Here is a 25,138-nt window from a genome sequence, read left to right on the forward strand (position 1 = left end):
TTGAGCCTATTTTATTCATTTTCTTCATAATAGTATGAATAATCTATGCCTTTCATATACATTTCTCTGCTGTTGATGTTGGTGGTAAGTGCTGTTTTGAGTAGTGAATTTAAAATGCTGCTATCTACCGAGCTTATAATCATTGCATTCATATAATTAGTTTTGCTTATTTTGCTCCAATCTACGCATTTTTTTAATTGCTTTTTCAATATCAAGTCTAACCAAATTCGGGTACTTCTGCCGTTACCTTCCATAAATGGATGGGCTTTGTTCATCGATACATATTTTTCTACAATTTCATCAAAATTGGTTTGTGGCATACTATCTATTTGTAGCAAAGTGCTATTTAAATAGTTTGCATACTCAAATCTGTAGCCCCCTTTGGCAATGTTTTTGGTTCTTATTTGCCCTGCAAAATCATATAATCCGCCAAAAATGTAGGCGTGTATTTGTTGTAATCCTTTGGCTGTGCCTACTTCAATGCTATCTGCAAAACTGGTTTCAAATAAGGCATACGCCTTGGTTTTACTTTTACCATCTATGCTTTCTGGGCTATACGTAAACCATTCTATAAATCGGTTGGCAGTTTTGCTGGGAAATTCTTTTCCTAAGGTTATAATGCCTTCGTAGTCGAGCATATCAGTCAAATAGCATTTGCCATCATTGGCTACTAATTTCAGTTGGGTAGTGCTACTAACCAACTCACTATTTTCTTTTTTAAGTTTGGCTTTTAGGTATTTCCAATAGTTTCGGTTTTTAGTATAATCGTCTTGGTTTCGCAATACCGCTACAATATCTAATACCGAGAACCTCCATTTGGAATTTTCATCGTCCCAAACGGCCCGTACTTCGCGATCATCAAAAAAACGTATGGAAACCTTAGACATACGGTTTACTTATTAAAAGTTAATAACAAATCTCTATAATACTCATATTGTTTTTTTCTTAACTCTATTTCTTTGGGCAAACCTTTGCTTAATGAGTTGGTAAGCGTGTCGAAATTATCTAAAATTGTAGCTATGCGTTCTTGTTCTTCTTTGGAAGGAACAGGAATTTTAATTTTAGCCAAATCATCAGCGTTTACACGTCTGACTTTTGTTCCTGTAATAAAAGGTCTTTTTTGTTTCTGAAATTGTTCTGTTTGAAAAAAATAGGCAACGTATTTTGGATTCAAATTATGTCGGTAAAAACAAGCATCACTGCTTACAGCTATTTCTTCATCTCCAAGCCATGCTAATGCTTTACAAACATCTTCATCGGTTTCACTAGTGGTTGCTATTACTAAATCTCCACATTTTGCCATTCTCGCTTTCTTAGCAAATTCTTCTGAAACAAATGATTTAGTTTTATCTGTATATGTCCCATAGTAGGTATAGATTTGTCCATAGTGAATACAACCAACTCCTGTTTCAGTAAAGTCTTTTTTCTGTAAACCACCACCACGAATAAATTTGCCGATATTTTCATTTCCCAAAGGTAAATATTGTACTTTATTTTTATCTAAGGAATACAACTTTTCTCTATAATAACTATATTGCATTTTTCGTGCTGTAAGCTCCGCTGTAAGCTCCGCTGTAAGCTCCGCTGTAAGCTCTGTAAATGAATCGAGAATTGCAACTATTTTTTGTTGTATTTCAAGTGATTTTTTGGGATTATCTGGGCATGGAATTGGGATTGTCAGGTTTGCTAAATCTTTTGCATACACATGCGGAACACCAGAACCTTTCTGTAAATTATGAATCCATGTCTGGTTATTTAATAAAAAATGATAAACATACCGAGTATTTAAAACTGAAGGATAAGGTATAACCGAAAAAGCGTCTGAAACAAATATCGGTTCATTCCAATACATAACAAAACCAGCATAAGCACCACTACCCGCTACTGTGATTGTTTCACCATCTCGATTATGTACAGAGTTATAGTATGCTGGTTTTTGACCACCACTAATTACAGGAATATTGCCGTCGATTTTTGTTTTTGCAGTGATAGTCGTACCTCGTTTAAGCTCGGTGACTTCACCCAATGGTTTCCATTCTACTTTAATACCGTTTAATAATTTTTCTAGATAACTCATGCTTCAATTTCTTTTATGATGGCATTAATATCTGTACGAAGTTTGTCAATTTTTTTTACAGTTTTGGAAACTTCGTTGTTTAATTCCTCAATATTAATTTTCACTCTATTGTCTTTGGCTACCACATAGGAACTAACGGATAAGTTGTAATCGTTTTCTGCGATTTTAGAATTGTCGATTGAAACGGCTACATGAGGAACATCTGCTTTGCTATCAAATAGCTCCATTATCATATCAATATGATCATCTGTCATCATATTGTTATTGGTTACTTTCTTGAAGAAATCTTCACCACTTGCATCAATAAATTGAGTTTTAGTATCGGTCTTATGCTTTGAAAGTACCAGAATTGTTACCGCTATAGAAGTACCATAAAACAAATTCGGTGCTACTGAAATAATGGTTTCTACAAAGTTATTATCAACTAAGTACTTCCTAATTTTTTGTTCGGCACCACCACGATAAAAAATTCCAGGAAAACAAACAATGGCTGCTCTTCCTTTACTGGATAGATAACTTAATGCATGCAATACAAAAGCAAAATCAGCTTTCGATTTTGGAGCTAAAACTCCTGCAGGAGCAAAACGGTCATCATTTATCAGCGTTGGGTCGTCATCTCCAATCCATTTTACCGAATAAGGAGGATTTGATACAATGGCGTCAAAAGGTTTATCGTCTATGAAATGAGGATGATGAAGCGTATCGCCTAAAGCTATATTAAACTTGTCGTAATTGATGTTGTGTAAAAACATGTTCATACGAGCCAAGTTATAGGTGGTATGGTTGATTTCTTGGCCAAAGAAACCCTCTTCGATGATGTGGTTATCGAAATGTTTTTTGGCTTGTAATAATAATGAACCTGAACCTGCAGCCGGATCATAAATTTTATTCACTTTTTCTTGTTTGTGCATTGCCAATTGAGCAATGAGTTTAGACACGTGCACAGGTGTAAAAAATTCACCACCTGATTTTCCTGCATTGGCTGCATAATTGCCAATTAGAAATTCATAGGCATCACCAAAAAGTTCTATTTCACTGTCTTCAAAATCACCAAAATTGAGTTCTTCAACACCTTTCAAAACGGCAGCTAAACGACTGTTTTTGTTTTCAACGGTGTTTCCAAGTCGAGTACTGGTAGTGTCAAAATCGGCAAATAAGCCTTTTATATCTTCTTCTGAAGGATACCCATTTGCAGAACTTTCGATTGCATTAAAGATGGCTTTTAAATCTGTATTAAGGTTTGGATTAGTATTAGCAGTTTTAGCAACATTTACAAAAAGCTGGCTAGGGTAAATGAAATATCCTTTTGTTTTAACAGCATCATCAATTATCTCTGGTGTTATTACTTTGTCTAATATGTTAGCGTAATCAATACTATCATCACCACCTTCTATATATTTTGTGAAATTTTCACTGATAAATCGATAGAAAAGTGCTCCCAATACAAAATGTTTGAAATCCCATCCATCCACAGAGCCTCTTACATCGTTAGCGATTTTCCAAATTTTATTTTGTAATTCTTGTTTTTGAATTATGCTTGTCATTATTTTTCTTTTGTTTATTTCGTTGGTTATACCATAAAATTTTTAATCTTTCTGTTCACTTCTCTTTCCACTTGTTCAAAATCGGGTAAATCTTTGATTTGGTCACTCATGGATTTTTGCCATCTTGCTTTGTATTGTGGTAGTTTTTGCTCTAGTTTGGCATGAAAATCTTCGGGTTTTAATTCTTTACTGATGCATTTGTTCCGGAACTCATTGGTGTAATATTCTACCTCCATTTTTTCTACTTCTACTAAATACCAGATATCATAATAGTCTCTCGGTTGTGTGCGTTGCATAGTGCAGCGTAATTTTTCGACTAATAGTTCTTCTAAAGGATAGCATACTAGTTTGTAATCCTCTAAATCTGAATAATCTACAATAGCATTTTTTACTACTGGTTCAAACTCTAATTTTTCACTTCTGGAGATGTCTACTTTTACTTTTTTGTTGTTACCGAAACCACCCAATGGACCTACATAACCTATATAAAAATTGATGCCTCCATCTTCGTGCTCGTTATCATCAATTATTTCTAAAGGAATATTGGATTCTTCCTTTATTTCTTCGAAAGTTTCTTTGAACCATTCAAAAATTTGTTCGTTTGAAATTTCATTATTCAACAATGTAAAATCTAAATCTTCTGAGAATCGATAGTCTTCAAAATATACTTTCTTTAATACGGTTCCTCCTTTGAATACTAATATTTTTGAAAGTTGTTCGTGATTTGCTACACCCCAAAGTATCCAGGATAAAATGTAATCTTTCTCGATTTGTTGGTCGCGAACTCCAACTTGGTTGGCTTTCTTTTGTATTTCGCCCGGTTTAATCATGTGAACATGGCTGATTTAATGGTTTCTATGTCTAAATTTTGTTGAATACTCCAACGGCTATTTCTTTTACCAGTCTTAGGTAATTCGGTATCTAAAACTACATAAGAAGCGGTTTTTAGTTTTTGTAGTTCTTTGATTATTTCTGTTTCTATTTCAAAGAGTTCTAAAATATACCCTAGTCTTTTTATTACTGCCTGAGAATCGAATTTTATGGTGTATTCTAAAAGCTTCTTATAATCTAATTTCTCTTTTGTACTATAAATTGCTCTTGCCACCTCTACAATTCCTCCTGCGTAATCCGGTTTAAAAAGGCAATCTATTATTGTTTTTTCTATATCAGAACAGCTTACTTTATTGAAATTATCAATCCATGTTTTCTTTTCTCCAAAAAAGTGACTTTCGTTATGATAGATAAATTGAAAAGTGATGTCTTTGATTTTTATTTCAGAAGGCCTGATTTGTTTTGCCACCACAATTTGTTCTTTTAATGATGGTTGTGTTATTAGATTATGGATTTGTAATGCAGAATAATAGCCTATGTAATGCTTGGCATCTTTAACTAAATACTTTACCAATATATGCCAATCGGGCATAAAGGTTTCTGCATTTTCTTCGTAAGGGATAATGTAATACACACCGTCTTTAATACGCATTAATAAACCTCTTTTGGTCATGTCGCTTAATAATTCTCTAACGGTGCTTTCTTTGGCATCAGGAAACGCTTTTAAGGCTGTTTTAGACTCAAAACACACTTTCCCTTTATCATTGAAGTATGATAAAAGTTCGTTTGACTGTGTTGAGATGTATTTATGCTTCATAGTCTTATTGTCAGGATTAACCTGACTACAATGATACAAAATATAATTATAGTTTGTATCATTTGTTTTAAATTTATTCTTTATAGTAGCATTGTCAGGATAAACCTGATTATTTTACTACGAAACATCATTTTTATTAATAGTATCAATGTAAAACTGTAAATCATACAATTCAATCAACTCCTCTGTGTTGGTTGGTAAACATGCTAATTGCACAAAGTTAATATTCTGATATAATGATTTTTCTCCCAATAGGTCTTGCATGATGATGTAGATTGCTTGGTTCCAAGTTTTGGTATCGCAATGGATGTTGTAGTTTTTTAAATACACTATGATGTTGAGTTTTTTTGTTTTTTCGTCGTAAGCTAGTGGCAAAAATTTTATTTCGCTAGTTTTTATAGTTATTTCTTGAAATACATACGGCTCGTCTAAACCATCCATAATTTTTTCAATATGTACTGTAGGTTGAATAAATGCTGTGAATTTCCAATGTTTGAGTACTGGAGCGTGTTTTATTAATTCGGTTACCCGTGTAAAATATTCAGGATTTCCGTTTGCCGTAATGATTAGTTCGGTTTTTTCGGTTGGCTTTTTGGGGAATATAATCATGTAATCGAGTTCTTTGCAATAGAAACCTAAACGGTGTTTTATCCAATGGCTGATTTGCTTTTGCGATTTTGGTGTTTCGTTGAGGAAGTTTTTTATGGTTTGGTTGTTGTCTTGGAACCAGTTCCAGAAGGTGTTTATTTTTCTCATAGTTTGTTTTATTTAACCGCAAAGAGCACAAAGATTTTCGCAATGTTCGCAAAGCAGTTGGATTATATTAATTTAGCGTTTGTCTTGTGTGGTTTTATCGAATGCGATGAGGTTTAACATGGCTCGTAATCTTGAGCGAACTCGGTTGCCGTACATCGTTTCGATTTCTGAAGCTGATAGGTTGGTAGTGATGTGTGTTATAACTTTTCTTGAGATGAATAGATCATATCTTGAGAGAATTATTTCTGCCATCACATTGCATTCATTTCCATAATATTTTAAATTGCTTTCTACTCCTAAATCGTCAAAGCAATAATTTTTGTATTGGGATTGAGAGTAACTACCACGGCTGTATCGATGTATGATTTCGTAGCCTTCTTTTATGAATTCAAAACTTATATCGCGACATGTTCTTATAAAGAATTTATTTTCTTTTTGGGTTATGTATTTCATTATTGTCATTAATGAGGTTTTACCCGAGCCTACCGGTCCAGAAAGAAGAATTCCTTTTGATAGATCAATACCAAATCGACTTGTTGTTCTCTCATCTTTTAAAAAATAAGCTATCAGTTTTGTAATGTTTTCCATATCGTCATCGATGAAATGAAAATTTGGGCCATACTCTTGTTTGGCTTTTGTCTCTAACCATGTTAGGATTTCTGGATAGTTGTATTGTGAGCCCATAGTTGAAAGTTAACGGTTACCAGTTTACAGATTGTTTGTAATATGAACAGATCCTGAAACAAGTTCAGGATGACAAGATTGTCACAATGGTTCTGCATAATTTTTGTCTTCTACAACTTGTAAATGTTTCGCTTTTGGTTGTTCTTTAACTTGATTATTTTGAGGAAGATTTATTGTGAATTTTGCGGTATTTAGCATCCAATTCCGAGCTGCTGCATTCCAATCTATCATTTTTGTTTTACCACCAATAAGCCAACCGTTGCTAGTGTAATAATTATAAAATCGTTCGGCTTCAAATTCTGAATACTCTTCTTGTTTGAAATATTCTTTGACTTGTTCGATTGATGGATTTTCTATTTCTCTTTTTTTCGCGGAACTTTTTTTCTCTTTTTTTTCAACTTCTAAAAATTCACCTTCATTAAAAATTTTAAAATTGGTGTCTATAGATATGTTTTTATTGTTTTTAGATGTTTTGTTATTGTTATATATATTGGGTTCATTGACTTGTTCAGTGACGTTACTATTAGCTTGGTTATTTATTGGTATGGTTTGGACAATAATTGAACTGGTTTGACTTTTAAAAACCGCTTTTCTATCTGATAAATCATGTAGAATTACTTCAGAACCTGAATACGGATTATATGAAGGTAGATAATCAATAAATCCCATGTTTTGCAATTCTTTTATGCATTTGTGATAAGTAGCTTTGGAAGCTATGCGACTGGTTTTCATCATTTCATCACGAGAAATTGCAATTGGGTTCTTAAACCGATTGATGTTCCAACTTTGAAATAAAGCTAGATATAGACTTATATGTGTTGGATAAATGGTTTCTTCAGATGCTATGCGAATGAAGAAACCGGTTAGGTGTTTTATGTAATTCATTGCTGAAGTATTAAGATTGGAGTATTAAGTATTAAGACAAGAACCTGTCCTTCGTCAAGCTCTGGATTTAAGTTCAGGTTGACAAAGCACATTTATTTGAAAAGTGTAGGCAAGGCATTTACTTTATTGCCGTGAAGGAGCTTTTGAATGTCTGTATTGTCATAATACATAATCCCACCAACTTTGGTGTAAGTTAGTGTTCCATTGATACGGAGGTTTTGTAAAGTACTTGAAGAAATGTTTAACAGTTTACGGACTTCATTGGATTTGAGCCACTGTTTTGTTTGTTGTGGTTTGGATTGAATGATTTCTTTTAAATCATTCAAAAGAAGACTACGGAATTCGTTTAAATCTTCGATAGTAATAATTTGTACTGCCATAACTGATGTTTTAGATTGTTATGGTACAAAATTGTGGCGTTTGATTTATTTTCTTTCACAACGGGGTTCATGTTGTGAACGATTTTTATTTAAAGTACCTCATCTGAATTGTTCATCCTAGTCAATAATTTTTCATTTAAAGTTGTTATAAACTTTGTTCTATCATTCTTACGGGCTTTAATTTCAAGGAATGTTCTACGATATTGCCCTAAATCAATTTCAAAAATATGCTCAAAATATTCAGCAATATCTTTAAGGTCTGCAGCACCATTATTAAAAGCTCCTTCAGTATGTAATGCAAAAAGAAGTTCAGTTAACGCTACTTTTGAGCCTGTCCACATCATTTTTATGTTCGGTTGGCGTTGTGATTTTTCAGTAGTTCCTTTATTTTCAATCATAATTAGTTTATTTTCAAGATATAATTGAATTAAGTCATTAGCTAATATTTTTGCTACTTTATAATCATGAGAAGTTGAAAAATTAGTATCTGTTTCAAAATAATAGCTATTTAATGCTAATTTCACATCAAACTTCCCTCTTAGAAAATATTTGTAATCCAAATAATTATTTCCAGAGCGAAAATATTTGTAAAATTCTAATTCATTATCAAAAAATGATTTAAGTTTTATAAGTTCATTATTGTAATATTTTTTTAAAATACGATTGCCTCCATTTGGCTTTTTCATTTCAATTTTAAGGATTGAATTGTAATAAATAATCTTTGATGTAAATTGGGGTTTAATTTCCTTAAAAAAATATATTTCTTCATCTTGACTTTTGAATTGACTTTTAATAACTACATTTTTTAAATTCTCTTTAGCTTTTAAAGTTATCTCAATAGCCTTTTCACAACGCTTAATTTCATTGTCTATTTCAAGATCAATGAAATTAAGTTGTTCATTTAGGTCTGTTTGTAGATTTATTATTTTTTGATTCAAAGTCTTAAAATATTTAAGGATATAGTTTTAATAATTTGATGAGTTCCTAATCGAATAAATATTTATATTTTATAAAGTTCCTTTACTTCATTCAGAATTTTTACTATTCTATCAGATGTAATCTGCATTTTTTCTAATACAATTTTATTTTCATAAAGTTCTTTAACTAAAATTATATCTTTAGAAATAAGAGTTGTTTTTTCGTCTTTTGAAAGATTTATTAAAGTAGTAATTGGATAAAGATCAAATGAATCAATATTGTCTTTAATTCCGTTATTTAACGGATAATCCCAACTAAGTAAAGTTAAACCAACGCATTTCGCATAATTTATTGCATCAATAGTAAACCTGGTATTAGTAACCAACCAGCCTTGTTTGAGATGTGTAGTGTTTTTAGAATTAGTATTCCACTGTTTTTGGATGTCTAAAAATCTTGAATTAATGTATAAAGGAATTTTTACATTACTAACTGCATTAGCGTCAGAATGAAATTTGCATTCAATTGCATAAACGCTTCCTTCTTTTTCAGCTAAAACATCTATTTCGTGGGTAACGCATTCGCCATTTAAAATTACACTGACCGAGGTTTTAAATCCTTTTTCTCTCAATAATGCTGCAACTAATCTTTCAAAAGGATAACCTGTTGGACCTAAATCAAAAATGGCACGTTTTAGACTATATCGAGAAGCAGATGTTCTGTTTGATTTTTTTAAATAAGCAAACACTTTTTTATATATTTCAATTGAAGAAATACCATCATAAATTTCAGTTTGTATTTTTGAAATAATGTTTTCAATTTCTTCTTCAGATGCACCACTACGTAGTAGTGAATGTTCTAATTTTTGAGTTGAAAATGGTTCAACATCAAAAGAATTCTTTTTAATAAAAATTGGTTTTTGTTTCATAATTAAAATATTAAAAACGTAAAGTTTCTGTCATTATACCAAATCTTATTGAGCTGATTTGATGTTGAAAATAAATATTATAATAATCCATACCATGATAGAATTGAACAAAAAATCCAATATCTTCTAAGAATTTTGGGTGATAATAGAGAATTAGACTTGCATTTAATCTTTTGGCGTCAAAATAGTTCCAATTATTAAAATTATCTAACATTATTGTCGTTTCAGCTTTAATTGAGAAGTTTGCTCTTTGTTTTTCGTTTGGAAGTGGATTTGTTTTCATAGGAAGTTTATAAGCTAAAAAGGTATTGTGCCATCGCAATCCACTATATTGACCTTGAAGTTCTTCTAACATCCAACTCTTTGGGTGGATTTCAAATGAGCTTTTTATAAATTTGAAAGCTTTCAAGTTTTGACTATATGATGATTGTAAAAATCCTAATTCTAAATAATTTGTTGCAAAATTTCCGGATTGTAAATTGACTTTTCCATCATCTGTATAAAAATTACCATCTTGACCATTAGAGTGATGTGCAATTTTACCAAATAAAGTTAATTTATTGGCTGCATCTTTATGTCCTGTTAAAAAATAGAACGCAATTTGAGGTATATAACTTGGTGTTTTTACAGGATATGAATATTCATCAAACATTCTTATAATAATTTGAGAAGTTAACACTGCCATTAATCTTGAATCTTTACGTTCTCTGATCTTAAAATTAGGACTAACATTTGCCTCAAACATTAAAGGTTCTAAATTCCCAATATCAAAGGGAAAAGTAACATAACTTTCTCCTTGATTTACTTGTGTAATTTTATCTAAAGATAGAATTGCTGTTGTATCTACTTTAGTTTGAGCTGAAGTTATGGTCGTTATTACAATAATAAAAACTAATACTATATTCTTTTTCATATTTTATTGCTAATTCGTCTATATTTTCAGATATTTTACAAGAAAGAAAATAATATTTTTCTACATTTTAGTATTAATTAAAAAGACATAGACAAGAATTGTTTTATTTTTCTAAAAACCACCATTTTGGTTTATATTGTTTATTTACTAACCCAAATTTTTTGATTGCATGCGTTTCAAGATGTGTAATTAAATCAGGAATAGAATCAGTTACAAAAAGGAGCTTCATATCTTCTGGACTGATGCTTTCATTTTCAAGCATAATTTTAATATGATGACAAAGTTCTTTATGATAATCTGAATCAAAAATAATTATCGGAAAGTTTTTAATTACTTTAGTTTGTATCAATGTAAGTGCTTCAAATAATTCATCTAAAGTACCAACTCCACCTGGCATCACTACAAAGGCATACGAATATTTTATCAAAACAACTTTACGAACAAAAAAATAAGGAATATCTATCCATTTATGTAAATATGGATTTGGTTTTTGTTCTCTTGGCAATACAATATTGCAACCAACAGAATAACCATCATTTTCAAATGCTCCTTTATTTGCGGCTTCCATTATTCCTGGTCCGCCACCTGTCATTATTGTAAAACCTAATTTAGAAATTTCTGCACCAATTTTTTCAGCATTTTTATAATGTTCTGATTCTGGTGTAAACCGAGCCGAACCAAAAATAGTTACACATGGACCAAGGAAATGTAATTTTCTAAATGCTCTTATAAAATTAATTTGAACCCTAAATGTGAACATTAGCTCTTTAAATCTCGATAGTGGACCTCGAAAGAATAAAGATTCATTCGTAACTAATTTATTACCATTCATTTTTAATACCTTTTAAAAACTTAAACTTCTAATTTGATTTTTTATAACTCCAAACCGCCATGCCGTTTACAAATACTGCAAATCCGGTAACAATTAATAGGTTTGGCAATACTTCATAAAATCCGGATCCTTTTAGTAGAACCATTCTTATGAACTCTACAAAGTATCGAATAGGGTTTAACAATGTTAAGCTTTGTGCCCATTTTGGCATACTTTCGATAGGTGTAAATAAACCACTCATTAATATGAAAATTACCATAAAAAACCAGGCAATAAACATGGCTTGTTGTTGGGTTTCGGTATGATTAGATATGTACAGTCCGAAACCTAAAATTAAAAGTAAATACACCGATGTGAAGCCATAAACAAGGAAAATATTACCTAACATAGGAACATTAAAAACAACTTTGGATATTACTAAACCCACCGTTAAAATCACTAATCCAAGCACCCAAAACGGAAATAATTTTCCAATAATAAACTGGTATTTTTTTATGGGTGTTACATTTATTTGTTCTAATGTGCCCAATTCTTTTTCTCTAACTATATTCATTGATGACAGAAATAAAGTAAGCATGGTAACCAATAAAACCAAAATACCAGGCACCATAAAAGTTTTATAATTTAAAGTATTGTTGTACCAAAAAGAGGGAATAACCATTATGTTTTGGGGGACTTCTTTATTTTCAGAGAAGTATTTTGACTGCATTTGAATGTTTTGATTGTAGGAGTTTAGTATCTGTGTTACATATACATTTTCAACGCCAGCCGTTGCGGCATCAATGGCATTAATACTTACTGAAATGCTCGCTTTTTGGTCTTTTTGCAGGTCACGATTGAAGTGAACAGGAATATTTACAATAATATCGGTTTTCCCTTTTTGCATTTCTTGGATAGCTTCTTTTTCAGAAAAATGAGGTGCTGTAACTTTAAAATAGGTTGAGGATTTAAAAGCATTTATTAAATCTCTTGATTCCCGACTTTGGTCATTGTCAACAAAGGTTATTGCAATATTTTTAACATCGAATGTAGCTGCATTTGACAAAATTAATAATTGCAAAATGGGTAATATAAATATAAGTTGAAGCATGCTTTTATCTCTAAAAATTTGCTTGAATTCTTTTTGTATGATGAATAATATTGTTTTCATATGTAAATATTATTTGTTTTTTGGTGCATATGTATCGCTTTTTTCATTGGTGTTTGCTTGCGCAAACTTTTGTTAATGGCGATTTCATAATTTATTTTTATATCCCAATGATTGTTTTTAAACCTTTACAGTAATACTATTCTTACTCTAGTCTAATTTTATATTTTTTGATGCTCAATGTTATAAAAAACACAGTCATCCCTATTAATATAAGGGTTTCTTTCCATATATATTGAATTCCGACACCTTTGAGCATAATGGCTTTTACAATAATAATGAACCATTTTGCAGGTATGATGTTACTGATTACTTGCATGGGTAAAGGCATACTATTTATAGGAAATATAAATCCTGATAGAATAATTACTGGTAGCATCAAACCCATTAATGATAACATCATTGCGGTTTGTTGAGAATTAGAAACGGTAGAAATTAATATCCCCAATGAAAGAGCAGAAATGATAAATAATATACTTTCAAAAGCTAACAAAAAGATGCTTCCATTTATAGGCATTTTGAACACAAAATAGCCTAATGTTAATATTACTATTGCATTGATAATTGAAAGAAAAATATAAGGAAATACTTTTCCAATAATTACTTGAAATGGTTTTAATGGAGAAACTAAAAGAATTTCCATAGTGCCTAATTCTTTTTCTCGTGTGATAGAAATAGAGGTCATCATAGCTGAAACAAGCATTAGAATAACAGTCATTACACCTGGAACAAAATTAAAAACACTTTTGAGTTCAGGATTATAAAACATTCTCGATTGTACTTCAACCTTTACCGGATTACTATTGGATTGTTTTTTTTGCGATTGATAATTTTGTATAATTGCTGAGGTATAATTTGCAATTGTGTTGGCAACATTAGGTTCGGTCGCATCGGTAATTGCTTGAACTACTGCTACTTTTTTGGTTTCTAGATTTTTACTAAAATTTGGTTCGAAAATAAGAACTGCCTTGATTTTTCCTTTTTTAAATTCTGATTCTATGTCGCTTTCTTTTTCAATTTGGTTTGCCACATTAAAATAGGGTGATGCTTTTATTTTATAGATAATTTTTTGTGTTTCTATATCATTTGATTGGTCTAAAATGGCAATGTCAACATTGTTAATTTCATTTGTTATGGCAAAACCAAACAATAAAATTTGGGCAATCGGCATACCAAACAGAATAAACAAAGAACGTTTATCTCTGAAAATATGGTAGAATTCTTTTTTTACAAATCCGATAAATCTTTTCATAATTGTCATTGCGAGGAACGAAGCAATCTTCTCCTCTTTTTTAATTATTTATTCAATATTCCGCGCTAATTTTAAAAACACATCATTCATAGAATCTACTTTGAATTGTTCTTTCAAATTTTTTGGGGTGTCTAAAGCTTCAATAGAGCCGTCAACCATAATAGAAACACGGTCGCAATATTCTGCTTCATCCATGTAATGTGTGGTTACAAAAATGGTAGTACCTTTATAAGCTTGTGTATAAATCATTTCCCAAAATTGTCTTCGGGTTATTGGGTCAACGCCTCCTGTTGGCTCATCGAGAAAAACAATTTTTGGCTCGTGCAGTAATGCAACTGAAAACGACAATTTTTGTTTCCAACCCAATGGTAACGAACCTACTAAATTATTGGCTACTTCTTGAAGTTCTAATTCTTCTATTAATTGTGCGATTTTTTGTTTGATTTGTATTCTTGATAATCCATAAATTCCACCAAAAAAAGTAATGTTTTCTTTAATAGTTAAATCATCATACATTGAGAATTTTTGACTCATATAACCAATGCTTTTTTTTACCATATCGGCTTGTGAGTGAACATCAAAACCTGCAACATTGGCTTCACCTGAAGTAGGATTTGAAATTCCAATCAACATTTTCATAGCTGTTGTTTTCCCTGCTCCATTGGCTCCTAAAAAACCAAAAATTTCTCCTTTATAAACATCAAATGAAATGCCTTTTACAGCAGTAAAATGACCAAACTCTTTCGTTAAATTTTTTACAGATATTATTTTTTCTCTTTCCATTTTTTTGTTTATAAGTCCATGAAAACATCTTCAATGGTTATTGTAGCAGGTTTAATAATTATATCCGTATGATTTTTATTTTTCAAATAGGTTTGTAAATCGTTTGGATTGAAAGTTGCATTTTTATCTATGTAATGTACAAACTCACCAAAAGCATAAACACTGTATTGATTAGGATAATTTTTTAAATCGTGAATCAATCCGTGTGTGTTTTTTGCTTGTACATCATAAATTACTTTTTCGTAGTTGTTAATGATATTTTGAGGTGTATCTATTTTTAAAATTTTGCCTTTTTGAATTAATGCAATTCTATCGCAAAGAGAAGCTTCATCCATATAAGGTGTTGAAACTAATATTGTAATGCCTTTTTGTTGCAATCTTTTTAGCATTATCCAAAATTCTTTTCGAGAAACGGGATCAACTCCTGTAGTTGGTTCGTCAAGAAATAATACTTTTGGAGCATGAATTAACGCACAACATAATGCTAATTTTTGTTTCATTCCGCCCGAAAGAGCACCTGCTCTTCTGTCTTTGAATGGTTCAATTTGAATGTATATGTCTTTAATTAAATCATAATTTTCCTCAATTGTGGTTCCGAAAATAGTGGCAAAAAAATGTAAGTTTTCTTCAACAGTTAAATCTTGATATAGCGAGAATTTTCCTGGCATATAGCCAACAGAGTTTCTGATTTCTTTGAGTTGTTTGACTACATCATATCCAGCGACTTCTGCACTTCCTTCATTAGCAACTAAAAGCGTAGTTAGTATTCTGAAAATAGTTGTTTTCCCTGCACCATCAGGTCCAATTAAACCAAATAATTCTCCGTCATTTACCTTAAAAGTAATGCTATCGACAGCTTTTAACTTTTTGTAAGATTTTGATATGTTGTTTACAGCAATACTCATTATTTCATCAATAAGAAATTACTTTCATCGATTGCTTTTACAGCGTGTTTTACATTTTCTTCAATCATTACATAAGTGCCAGAATTGAGATTAATGACTGTTCCTTTTTCATTTGTAAAAACAGCATTTCCTGAAATGCAAACCAACAATGCTGGTATTTTTGAAATGTGCTCTTTAAGTGTTTCTCCTTTTGCTATTTGCAATGAAATTACTTTAGCGTCTTTTGGTTCAAATAATAATTGTGTTTGAACTGGTTTATTTTCGGTATGTAAGTTTTTTAAAATCATTTGAAATATTGATTAAATGTTAGGAACGAATTTTGAATTTCTGTAAACTGATTTGCTGATTTTTCTTTAGAAAACGAATCGACTAATTCTATATATGGAACTAACCATTTGTGAAGTTCGTCATGAGCTTGTCCTTTCATGGTACAATTTGATGTTAGTATATCAATATTTGTCTTTAATTTATTAGCTAATAATGAATAATTAGTGCCTTTTTCTTGGTCAAAATGGACTACATCTTTTTCCATATTACGAATGTGTAGCATCATATTATCATCTACCTTCCATTTTTCACCATTGTTTAATTGAATTGTTTCGCTTTCAGAATGTTGGTGTTCTTCAGTTTTAATTTCAGTAGTTTTTTCTTCTTTTGATTTCGTGTTACAAGAGAAAAGGAGTAATACAACTGTAGCTAAAAAGGCAATTTTTATTTTTAACATTTCTTGTAATTTTTTAATTAATATTAATTTGTTTCTTCTTATTGATAGTGAAATAAGCAAATGCAACAAAGATTATGGTTACGACAATTCTAAAAATCATTGCTCCGATTGTTTTGGTTTCATACACTCCGTCTGCGTTGATATAAATAATAAAACCTATGAATGCATTTACGAGAATTAGTGCCGAAATTCCTAAAATAGTTGATGTCCAATTTTTGTTTTTAATGAAACCATAACTTGCTACTAAATAGATTATGCTACTGATGAAATTTGTCCAAACTATGAACAAAACATAATTTCCTTCTTTGGCTCTAATTCCAAATAAGTCAAAAATTACTGAAGCACTCAAAAACATAGTAAGTAAACCAAAAGTAGCTAACAATAATGCGATTAGATAATGAAGCTTTTTTTTCATAATTATTAATTATTTAATCTCCATCTTTAATCCACATTTCTGCAGGCATTCCTATTTTTAAACTACCGTCATTTTTTACTTTTACCTTTACGGCATAAACGAGATTTACTCGTTCTTCTTTTGTTTGAATAATTTTAGGAGTAAACTCTGCCGAAGATGCAATCCATGAAATGGTTCCTGGATATGATTTCATATCTTTTTCAGCATCAATTTTTACCGATACATTTTGTCCAACTTTTATTTTTGACAACTGTGTTTCGCTTACATAGATTCGCAAAGTCATTTCAGAAACATCAGCTATCTTGTATAGTGGTTTTCCAAATGCTGATATTTCGCCTGGTTCTGCATACTTAGTCAAAACAGTTCCATTAATAGGATTAATAATTTTACTTTTTGCTATTTGGTCATTGATTTTAGCAATTTGTACATCTATCGATTTTAAGTCATTTAAAATAGGTGCGTTTTGAGTTCCGACACTTTTAATTTGCTCTTCGATAACTTTTACCTTTCCTTCAATTTCATCTACTTGTCGTTTAGTTGCAGCATTTTCAGCATACATATTACGGATTCGGTTTTTCTCTAATTTAGCTGTTTTTAATTGTTCATTTAAGACGCTTTTTTGTGATATTATATTTGCGGATTTTGACGACACGGTGCTTTTAGAGGCAATTAATTGTTGTTTCGCAAAATGTAATTGTAATGTATCAACTAATCCTACTTGTAATTGAGATTTTAATTCATCTCCTTCTTCGACTTTTAAAAACTCTATTTTACCGTTAGCTTCTGAAGAAATAGTTATTTCAGTTGCTTCAAAGTTCCCATAACCGTCAGCTTTGTCGTTATTTTTGTTACAAGAAATTAACCCTATCGTTGCTAAAATTATTATGCTTATTTTTTTCATTTTTTTAAATTTTTCGGGTACTATTTTATTTTCCTTTAATTATTTCGTAATTTGATTTAGCTGCTGCTAATTGAACTTCATGCATCTTTAAAGTGTTTTTTGCTTCAAATAAATTGGTTAATTCTATAAGATATTCAGACGATGTTATCACACCATTTTTTAATTGGGCATCTGAGGATTTAATAACTTTTTCACGTATTTGAATTATTTCGGTATCAGAAAGCAGCAGTTGTTCTAATTTTTTAATTTCAAAATCTTGCTCTTCTAATTGTATTTTGTTATTTAATTCAAATGTTTCTTTCTCAGATGTCACTATTTCTTTAGATATATCCAATGCTTTTTTATCTGTTTTGGTTTTGCCCCAATCAAAAATATTCCAATTCGCTTTTAGGCCAACAACATAAAATGTTTGAAAAGAATTGTCTAACATGTTTAATCCGGGATTACCATAACCCGCTTGACCAAAAGCATTTATTTTTGGAAGATTTGATTTAGATAGAACATTTTTTGAGAACTCTAATTGCTGATTTTGTAAATCATAAAAAGCAATTTCGGGCCTTGTTATATTTGTGCTGTTTGGATATGAAACTGGTTTTATTAAAGTTGTTTCGGTATCAATATCAGAAAAAGTTAATTCAGAAAGATTATTTAATAATTTGATGTTTTCGAATTTAATTTCTATTAATTGCTGGTCTATTTTAATAATTTCTGCTTCTAAAACCAGTTCTGATGACGGAAGAATTGCTCCAAATTTGACTCCCGATTTCACTTCCTTAACTTTGGAAATTAATAACTCTTTTTTTGAAGATAGTAGTGCTTTTTTTTCTTGAAGTAACAAAATAGAAAAGAAATATTGACTGATTCGAGTTTTTATTTGGTATAAACTAACTTCTATTAGTTGTTGTTGTGTTTTGGTTTGTGCCTCTTTTAATTTTGCATTTGCATCAATTATTCCACCATTGTACACTAATTGATTTACATCTAAAGTTGCTCTATATTGATCTTTATTTAAAGATTGAACCCCTGGAAGTGAAGTAGGTAATCCAATCACATCAGATTGATAAGTTGCTTGTGCGTTTACATCGATTTTTGGTAATTTTCCTTTGCTTAATGCGTCAATTTCATAACTTGATTTCTGTTCTAATAAACCTGTTTGTTTTGATAAAGGATAATTTTTTGTAGCTAATGAGTAACAATCTTCCAAGGTTAAAGTCTGTTGTGCATTTGCATATATTGATATAAACAATACTATCAGTATGATTAACTTAGTTTTCATAATTTATATTTTTATTGAATTAATGATAAACTCAGCCACTTCCGTTTTTCTATTTTCTAGTATTTTATTGTAGCTTTCTTTATCCACATTAACAAGCGCCATCAATAGCGGTTCTCCGATAAAAGGAAAAATATTTAAAGAGATAATATTGATAAATAACTGTTCGGCTTCGATTGGTTTAATAATTCCTTGATTTATAGCATCACTTACTTGAAGTTTAAATTTTTCAATGGAAGGAAAATTTTTTTCAGAGCGAAGCTTTTGAACAAATTCTGGGTTTTTATTTAATTCTTGTACTACAAAATTTGGTAAATAGGGATGTCTGATTACAAACGAGACATAATTTTCAGTAAATTTTCTTATTTTTTCAAATAAATCGCTATCATCATTTAGCACTTTATTTAATTGTGGTGCTAAAAGCGAAAAAGCACTTTTGAAAACAGCTTCAAATAATAATTGTTTGCTCCTATAATAATAATGCAATAATGCTTTATTAATTTTTGCTTTATCTGCTATTTCTTGCATTCTTGCACCTGCCATTCCTTTTTGCTGAAAGATTTCTTTTGCTGCTATTAATATTTCAGTTTCAGTATTTTCAGTTTTAATTTTATCCATATTGTTTAATTATATAGTTTAACTATTTGGTTAACAAATTTACTAAAATAAAATTACTAAAATAGTATTTATGCTTTTTTTAACAAATAATAAAGTCTTAATAGCTTTAAATAGCCTTGATTACTAGAAATTTTTAGTTTGTGACTGAAGATTTTTTCAATATATTATTGTCTAAAATTGAAAATTTATCTTTTAAAATCTTCATATCATCACTAACTTTCCGATACAATATTTAACTACCTTTGTATTCATTGGTGCTATTGTATTTGGGCAACAAATAGCATACAAAAAATGGATAATAAGAGAAGATTAGTAACAACTATTAATAAATAGAGCAACAAATATAGCATAAAAAAAACCGCTCGATTAGAGCGGTTTCCAAATAAAAACACCAAGCATTAATTAGCTGTACCAGAGCCTAAATAAATACTGTTTGATACTTGACTACCATCAGCAGAAATAAAAGCCATAAATAGCTCTACTGTATCTCCTGCATAAGTTGTTGGGATTGGAATAATTTGAGAACCTACTGTTCTGTCTGCTCCATCAAGTAAAGAAATGGATTCCTTTTTTGAAGGATTGTAAACCAATAACATCGCCTTGTCAGTAGCATTTGCGTTACCTTCAGCAGAGTTATCATCCCAACCAAACGTTACTTCTCCAGCAGTTGCTAAATCAGTCGTTGGGTTTAGCACACCAGATAAACCTCCTCGACTTACTAAAGCGTTTGGATAGTCAACAACAAAGTTAGGTTCAGTACCTGTAATCGCATTATTCAATACATACGACATTGCAGCATTAAATTCTGTTTTCTTAACAGCTAACCCTTTATATCCTAACTTAATAAAAGGCTTTACAGCCTGTAAAAATTCTAAAGTGGCAGTAAACTTGGTTCTTTGGTTTACTTGACCAACAGTTCTTGGATTGGCTACACTTGAAGGTTTAATTCTAATGTAATCAATTCCTTTCCAGCTTCCACCGATAACGTTACCAACCTTACCTGAAAGACCTCCTAAAATACCTTGAGCAATTTTACCCATAACATAAATAATTTAAATGAAACATAATTTTCTTCGGACTTGGTACGGACTTAACACGAAGTTGTACCTTCCGCTGAAATATATGGCAAGTTTTATGCTATTCTTTTGATATGGATTTTATTGCTTTAGATTGCTTCTTTTTGCATTTTAGAAAATAAACTTTGAATATATGATACTTTCAAATCTCCCATTTTTGAAATGATTTTATGAAGCTCCTTTTCCTTTTTATTAATTGCTGACACAATATTAATATGTTTTTGCAACTGAATTGCATCATAAAACAATGAGCTGTAGCTGTTTTTCAAAGTGTTCCTACAATCATCTATTGAAATAAACGGAATAACACTACCTTTTAAATAGTAAGCGTAAAAACCGCCTATTTGCAACATCATAGATAAGTGAAAAAGTGTGTGTTTTACCTCTTCTGTTGTAGTAGTGACAACGAAACAGTTAGCACAGGATTTTAAGAGTGGTTTTCCGCTGTTTAGACCTTTATTTAGAATGAAAAAATGAGGGTTCGAGTAGGTTCTTCCGATTTGGTGTGTTTTTAGTTCAAAAGTTGACATAGCTATCCAATTTAAAATTGCTTCGCTACGCTTCGCGCCATTATTTTTTTTGAAAAGAAAAAAGATAGCTATAGTTGTTGTGGCGTGGGTAAGGCTGTCAAGGTTTTTGGATAAAAGTTTTTTGAGTTGAATGTCTAAATCAAAAGAAAAAGGGTATTGAAAAAAGTTTTATTCAAAACCCGTAGGGCTTGACCTTTATAGCCTTGTGCGGTTGGCAGAGGTAGCCACATATATTTGCCATCTTTTTTTATTTTAATATTTCAAATCGGTTTAAACTTGATTCAATTTACTTTTAACTTTTCTGGGGAATTAACACTTAAAAAAATAGGTTTCAGTTCGTATTTGAGCGTTGGATGAAGCGTTTGTATATGTAGCGTTTTAAATAGTTGTTTGATAAAACAGCATTTAAACAAGCTACTTATACAGGACTTTTAGACAATAGCTTATTGCTTTTTTGAGGCACGATAAAAAGTAATGTGCTATGGCGTACTACAAAATATTGTAAACCTATTTTTTTATATCCTATTTCTTGGGTGGTGGGGAAAAGTGGTCTTTAATATTTGTTAACGAAATGAGACAAACAAAGACTTGAGGTAAGGAATACTTGGACTTAACGATGGTTTTGTGCAGATGAGTGAGATAACGAATATTATAATAAATTAACATTATCCTTTGAATGTGCGACTGTTTAATGCTTGTTCAAAATGTGGTTAGAAATTTGGATGTGAGCGTTGGATGAGCGGATATTTAGCTCGTTTCATTTTTATTTTAAATTAATGTACTCGTGAATATCCACAGTTTAATTTTAGTTCCGATTTGTGCGGATGGTGAGTGGATATTTTACATAATAGCAGTTATAGCGACGAAAATATAATAACACGCCGTAGGCAACCTCTGAAAGGATTTTTGCTCCTATAACTTCTATTATGTAACATAGCTTGGGATTGGTTTTGTGGCGGAATAGTTGTTTTGAGCGTTGGCAATAGCTCTTTGCTTTTTTATTGTACCAATTTATTAAAATGGATACTTTTAAATAAAAAAAGAAATGTGCTATTATAGCGTTGGCTACAAGTATTATGACATAAAACCAATTATGCATTGGCGTGCGGAACAACACAAAAGACAGAGGATTTTGAGGTACGAAAAAACTGGGTTTTGGGTTGTGGCGAATAAAAAAAGAGCCTTCCGAAAAAGACTCTTTCATTTTTGTTTAATGGTCGTGATTTGAATGGTCATCACTTTCTTCTTCACCAGATTGATTCATCATCATTTCGTGGTCGTATTTACAACAACCTGGTAAACCATCATATGCTTCTTCATCACCTGCTACTTTTTCGGTATCATAACCTGAAGCTGCGATTGCTTTATGGATTGCCATTACATCGGTTTTTGTATCATCAAAAGACACGTCAATCTTCTTTTTATCGACATCCCAATTAGCACTTGCAACACCTTCAACACCGTTAGCTGCTTTTTCGATAGTGCTTTTACACATTCCGCAATTTCCTCTTACACCAAAAGACAGGTCTGTCATTGCCATATCTTTTGACATTTCAGTAGTTGTGGTTTCTGTTTCTTTTTTGGTTTCGTTTTTACAACTTGTGAAACCTAATGCTGCTATTACAGCGATACTTAAGATTACTCTCTTCATTGTTTAAAATTTAATTGTTATTACTTGATTTATTATTCTATTACTTGTTTTACTTCACCACAGGTTAGCATTGCTTCGCCAAAGTATGGATTGATTACTTTTTCTTCTTTACTCAACCAATATGCACCATTGTTGTTATCTGCCATTGGACAAAATTCCACATAGACCTTTTCATTGACACCAAATAGTTGTACAGCATTGATTAGATGTGATGATAAGTGTTTAAAATGGTCTCTTTGTGATTTTATATCGGACGTTTCAGAAATTGAAGTTGCAGAAGATTTTATTTCGCCTTCTAATGACATCCAATGGTTATGCGCCTTATTATCTGACAACAATTTCATATCTACTTTGTTCAATTCATTTAATAAAGTTTTTGTGCTTGTTGAAGTACTTTTTGAATTTTCTTTTACTAAAGCATCTTTTAAATTGATATACGCATTGAAAACAGCTTTTAACTGCTCTTGAAATTTCGCTGATACTTCCAAACGCTCATTCATATTAGTGTGGTCACTTTCTTTGTTAGATGCATTGTTATCCATACCTAAATGACCTTCGTGTCCAGTCATTACTTTACCACCATCTTTATTCATCATAGACTTTTTCCCTTGTAATTGTGCTGCTGCATCAACCGTAAATGTACCGTTAGTCACTATTTCATTTCCAACAAATAATCCTTCTACAACTTCATATTCATTACCAATTTGATTGCCTAATTTAATTTCACGCATTTCAAAAATAGGTTGGTCTGGATTTGTTTTAAGGTACACCACAGAACGTTCACCTGTCCATAACACAGAAGATGAAGGAATTGTTAATAGGTCATCATTATTAGCTGTACTGCCTTCAATATTTGCGGTTACAAACATTCCTGGTTTAAATACATCGTCCTTATTACTTAAAACAACACGTAAGGTTACAGTTCTTGTTTTCGTGTTTAAAACTGGGTCAATGAAATCTACTTTACCTTTAAACTCTTTATTAGGATAAGCATTGGTTGTTATCATCACTTCCTGTCCTTTTTTAAAGCGGTCAATCTGATTTTCATACACATCAAAATTTCCCCAAACCGTGTTTAGATTAGCAATTTTAAGTAAGGGTTGTCCTTGTTTAATGTAATCGCCTTGCTCTACCAATTTTTCTGTAACAGTACCCGAAACGGTTGCATAAACAGGAAAGTTTTCTTTTACTTTCCCTGTTTCTTCAATCTGATTGATTTGATTTTCAGAGAGCTTCCATAATTTCAATTTATTACGGACTGCTTTGTATAAAGCAGGTTGTGATTCTTTTAAAGATGCTGCTGTAATTAATTCTTGTTGTGCTGCATAGAGTTCTGGTGAATAAATGGTTGCCAATAATTGACCTTTACGAACTTCTTCACCTGTAAAACTCACATTCAAGCGTTCAATTCTACCTGAAAAGTAACTGACTTGTACTGCATTAGCTTCTTCGTTTTCAGCAATTTTACCAGATAATTTGATAGTATTGCCTTCAACATTGCCTTTACCAATAATAGATGTTTGAATATTAGCTAAAGCCATTGCGTTTTCAGTCAATTTGAATTGGTCTGCTAATAAACCATCACTTCCACCATCAGCAGGAATTAAATCCATACCACAAATAGGACAATCGCCTGATTCTGGTTGCATAATTTGTGGATGCATAGAACACGTCCACATTTGATTGGTTTCTGAAATGGTATCGTGATTATGTTCTGTATCTTTTTTTGATGAACCACCAAAAAGCAACCAACCCAATAACACACCTACTACGAGTATGCCAATATATATGACTATTTTATTATTTTTCATTCTCTAATCGTTTTATCATTGCTTTCATTTCTCCTATTTCTTTACGTTGTGCTTTTATAATGTCTTCTGCTAATTTCTTAACTTCTGGGTCTTGAATATCTGCTCTTTCACTTGTTAAAATAGCGATAGAATGGTGTGGTATCATTGCTTTCATCCAAAGGACATCACCAATAATTGGTGCTTGTGTTCTTACCAACCCTAATGCACCTACAAACAGAATAAAACTACCTGCGAGTATGGCGATATTCTTCTTTTTATCATTATACATTTTTCGCATAAAAAACCACATTATTACTGCCATTGTTGAAATTCCTAAACACGTCATATAGAATCGTGTTAAACTAAACCATACGTGGTCTATGGAATAGGTGTTTAAGTACATTGTGATGTACATTGCTACAAATGAGCAAGCCAACATTATAAAGAAGGTTTTGTAATTTCCTTTGTTTGAGTGTTCTTTTGAATTTTCCATATTTTTTGATTTTATAGT

At 31.2% G+C, this 25,138-nt stretch carries 28 protein-coding genes; all 28 read right to left on the reverse strand.

Annotation, left to right across the window (positions count from 1 at the left end):
* Positions 1-11: 11 nt before the first annotated feature.
* Positions 12-887, reverse strand: coding sequence for a protein adenylyltransferase Fic (fic, locus tag WHA43_RS12950; protein ID WP_105045922.1), 876 nt, complete (start codon positions 885-887; stop codon positions 12-14).
* 5 nt (positions 888-892) lie between these two features.
* Positions 893-2,077, reverse strand: coding sequence for a restriction endonuclease subunit S (locus WHA43_RS04445; protein ID WP_105045923.1), 1,185 nt, complete (start codon positions 2,075-2,077; stop codon positions 893-895).
* The gene (locus WHA43_RS04450; protein ID WP_105045924.1) at positions 2,074-3,621 is read right to left on the reverse strand and encodes a type I restriction-modification system subunit M; all 1,548 of its coding nucleotides are present in this window, start codon (positions 3,619-3,621) and stop codon (positions 2,074-2,076) included. The genes WHA43_RS04445 and WHA43_RS04450 overlap by 4 nt, the downstream gene beginning before the upstream one ends.
* A gap of 26 nt (positions 3,622-3,647) precedes the next feature.
* The gene (locus WHA43_RS04455; protein WP_105045925.1) at positions 3,648-4,451 is read right to left on the reverse strand and encodes a nucleotidyl transferase AbiEii/AbiGii toxin family protein; all 804 of its coding nucleotides are present in this window, start codon (positions 4,449-4,451) and stop codon (positions 3,648-3,650) included.
* Positions 4,448-5,269, reverse strand: a complete 822-nt coding sequence (locus WHA43_RS04460; RefSeq protein WP_105045926.1) for a type IV toxin-antitoxin system AbiEi family antitoxin domain-containing protein — start codon at positions 5,267-5,269, stop codon at positions 4,448-4,450. The genes WHA43_RS04455 and WHA43_RS04460 overlap by 4 nt, the downstream gene beginning before the upstream one ends.
* 117 nt (positions 5,270-5,386) lie before the next feature.
* Positions 5,387-6,025: a hypothetical protein gene (locus WHA43_RS04465; protein WP_105045927.1), complete on the reverse strand. Its 639-nt coding sequence runs from the start codon at positions 6,023-6,025 to the stop codon at positions 5,387-5,389.
* Between the two features lie 72 nt (positions 6,026-6,097).
* Positions 6,098-6,478 carry a hypothetical protein gene (locus WHA43_RS04470; protein WP_317197469.1) on the reverse strand — a complete coding sequence of 127 codons (381 nt, stop codon included), beginning with the start codon at positions 6,476-6,478 and terminating at the stop codon, positions 6,098-6,100.
* A 312-nt stretch (positions 6,479-6,790) separates the two neighbouring features.
* Positions 6,791-7,594 (reverse strand): transcriptional regulator, encoded by an 804-nt coding sequence (locus tag WHA43_RS04475; protein WP_105045929.1) that lies wholly within the window; start codon positions 7,592-7,594, stop codon positions 6,791-6,793.
* Positions 7,595-7,686: 92 nt separating this feature from the next.
* Positions 7,687-7,974: a helix-turn-helix domain-containing protein gene (locus WHA43_RS04480; RefSeq protein ID WP_105045930.1), complete on the reverse strand. Its 288-nt coding sequence runs from the start codon at positions 7,972-7,974 to the stop codon at positions 7,687-7,689.
* Positions 7,975-8,063: 89 nt separating this feature from the next.
* Positions 8,064-8,912 carry an RteC domain-containing protein gene (locus WHA43_RS04485; protein WP_105045931.1) on the reverse strand — a complete coding sequence of 283 codons (849 nt, stop codon included), beginning with the start codon at positions 8,910-8,912 and terminating at the stop codon, positions 8,064-8,066.
* A gap of 62 nt (positions 8,913-8,974) precedes the next feature.
* Positions 8,975-9,817: a restriction endonuclease gene (locus WHA43_RS04490; protein WP_105045932.1), complete on the reverse strand. Its 843-nt coding sequence runs from the start codon at positions 9,815-9,817 to the stop codon at positions 8,975-8,977.
* Positions 9,818-9,827: 10 nt separating this feature from the next.
* Positions 9,828-10,730, reverse strand: coding sequence for a hypothetical protein (locus WHA43_RS04495; RefSeq protein ID WP_105045933.1), 903 nt, complete (start codon positions 10,728-10,730; stop codon positions 9,828-9,830).
* A 103-nt stretch (positions 10,731-10,833) separates the two neighbouring features.
* A complete protein-coding gene (locus tag WHA43_RS04500; RefSeq protein WP_226742851.1) occupies positions 10,834-11,490 on the reverse strand; it encodes a TIGR00730 family Rossman fold protein in 657 nt (218 codons plus the stop codon).
* A 100-nt stretch (positions 11,491-11,590) separates the two neighbouring features.
* Positions 11,591-12,712: an ABC transporter permease gene (locus WHA43_RS04505; protein ID WP_105045935.1), complete on the reverse strand. Its 1,122-nt coding sequence runs from the start codon at positions 12,710-12,712 to the stop codon at positions 11,591-11,593.
* Between the two features lie 142 nt (positions 12,713-12,854).
* Entirely contained in the window at positions 12,855-13,961 is a 1,107-nt protein-coding gene (locus WHA43_RS04510; RefSeq protein ID WP_105047288.1) for an ABC transporter permease, read from the reverse strand.
* A 48-nt stretch (positions 13,962-14,009) separates the two neighbouring features.
* Positions 14,010-14,744: an ABC transporter ATP-binding protein gene (locus WHA43_RS04515; protein ID WP_105045936.1), complete on the reverse strand. Its 735-nt coding sequence runs from the start codon at positions 14,742-14,744 to the stop codon at positions 14,010-14,012.
* A gap of 8 nt (positions 14,745-14,752) precedes the next feature.
* Positions 14,753-15,649, reverse strand: a complete 897-nt coding sequence (locus WHA43_RS04520; protein WP_211290310.1) for an ABC transporter ATP-binding protein — start codon at positions 15,647-15,649, stop codon at positions 14,753-14,755.
* Positions 15,649-15,936, reverse strand: a complete 288-nt coding sequence (locus tag WHA43_RS04525) for a hypothetical protein (protein ID WP_105045938.1) — start codon at positions 15,934-15,936, stop codon at positions 15,649-15,651. Before WHA43_RS04525 ends, WHA43_RS04520 begins: the two co-directional genes overlap by 1 nt.
* Positions 15,933-16,373 (reverse strand): hypothetical protein, encoded by a 441-nt coding sequence (locus WHA43_RS04530; protein WP_146104901.1) that lies wholly within the window; start codon positions 16,371-16,373, stop codon positions 15,933-15,935. The genes WHA43_RS04525 and WHA43_RS04530 overlap by 4 nt, the downstream gene beginning before the upstream one ends.
* 13 nt (positions 16,374-16,386) lie before the next feature.
* Positions 16,387-16,788, reverse strand: a complete 402-nt coding sequence (locus WHA43_RS04535; RefSeq protein ID WP_105045940.1) for a hypothetical protein — start codon at positions 16,786-16,788, stop codon at positions 16,387-16,389.
* A 13-nt stretch (positions 16,789-16,801) separates the two neighbouring features.
* Complete coding sequence (locus WHA43_RS04540) at positions 16,802-17,689, reverse strand: HlyD family secretion protein (protein WP_105045941.1); 888 nt, start codon at positions 17,687-17,689, stop codon at positions 16,802-16,804.
* A 25-nt stretch (positions 17,690-17,714) separates the two neighbouring features.
* The gene (locus tag WHA43_RS04545) at positions 17,715-18,965 is read right to left on the reverse strand and encodes a TolC family protein (protein WP_105045942.1); all 1,251 of its coding nucleotides are present in this window, start codon (positions 18,963-18,965) and stop codon (positions 17,715-17,717) included.
* 3 nt (positions 18,966-18,968) lie between these two features.
* Positions 18,969-19,580: a TetR/AcrR family transcriptional regulator gene (locus WHA43_RS04550; protein ID WP_105045943.1), complete on the reverse strand. Its 612-nt coding sequence runs from the start codon at positions 19,578-19,580 to the stop codon at positions 18,969-18,971.
* 398 nt (positions 19,581-19,978) lie between these two features.
* Positions 19,979-20,620, reverse strand: coding sequence for a DUF6266 family protein (locus WHA43_RS04555; protein WP_013622785.1), 642 nt, complete (start codon positions 20,618-20,620; stop codon positions 19,979-19,981).
* Positions 20,621-20,745: 125 nt separating this feature from the next.
* The gene (locus WHA43_RS04560; protein WP_105045944.1) at positions 20,746-21,186 is read right to left on the reverse strand and encodes a DUF6943 family protein; all 441 of its coding nucleotides are present in this window, start codon (positions 21,184-21,186) and stop codon (positions 20,746-20,748) included.
* A 1,210-nt stretch (positions 21,187-22,396) separates the two neighbouring features.
* Complete coding sequence (locus WHA43_RS04565) at positions 22,397-22,837, reverse strand: heavy-metal-associated domain-containing protein (RefSeq protein WP_105045945.1); 441 nt, start codon at positions 22,835-22,837, stop codon at positions 22,397-22,399.
* 32 nt (positions 22,838-22,869) lie between these two features.
* Positions 22,870-24,648, reverse strand: coding sequence for an efflux RND transporter periplasmic adaptor subunit (locus tag WHA43_RS04570; protein ID WP_105045946.1), 1,779 nt, complete (start codon positions 24,646-24,648; stop codon positions 22,870-22,872).
* Positions 24,638-25,120, reverse strand: coding sequence for a DUF305 domain-containing protein (locus WHA43_RS04575; protein WP_105045947.1), 483 nt, complete (start codon positions 25,118-25,120; stop codon positions 24,638-24,640). Before WHA43_RS04575 ends, WHA43_RS04570 begins: the two co-directional genes overlap by 11 nt.
* Positions 25,121-25,138: the final 18 nt, after the last annotated feature.

This window comes from Polaribacter gangjinensis, from assembly GCF_038024125.1.
Lineage (GTDB): Bacteria > Bacteroidota > Bacteroidia > Flavobacteriales > Flavobacteriaceae > Polaribacter > Polaribacter gangjinensis.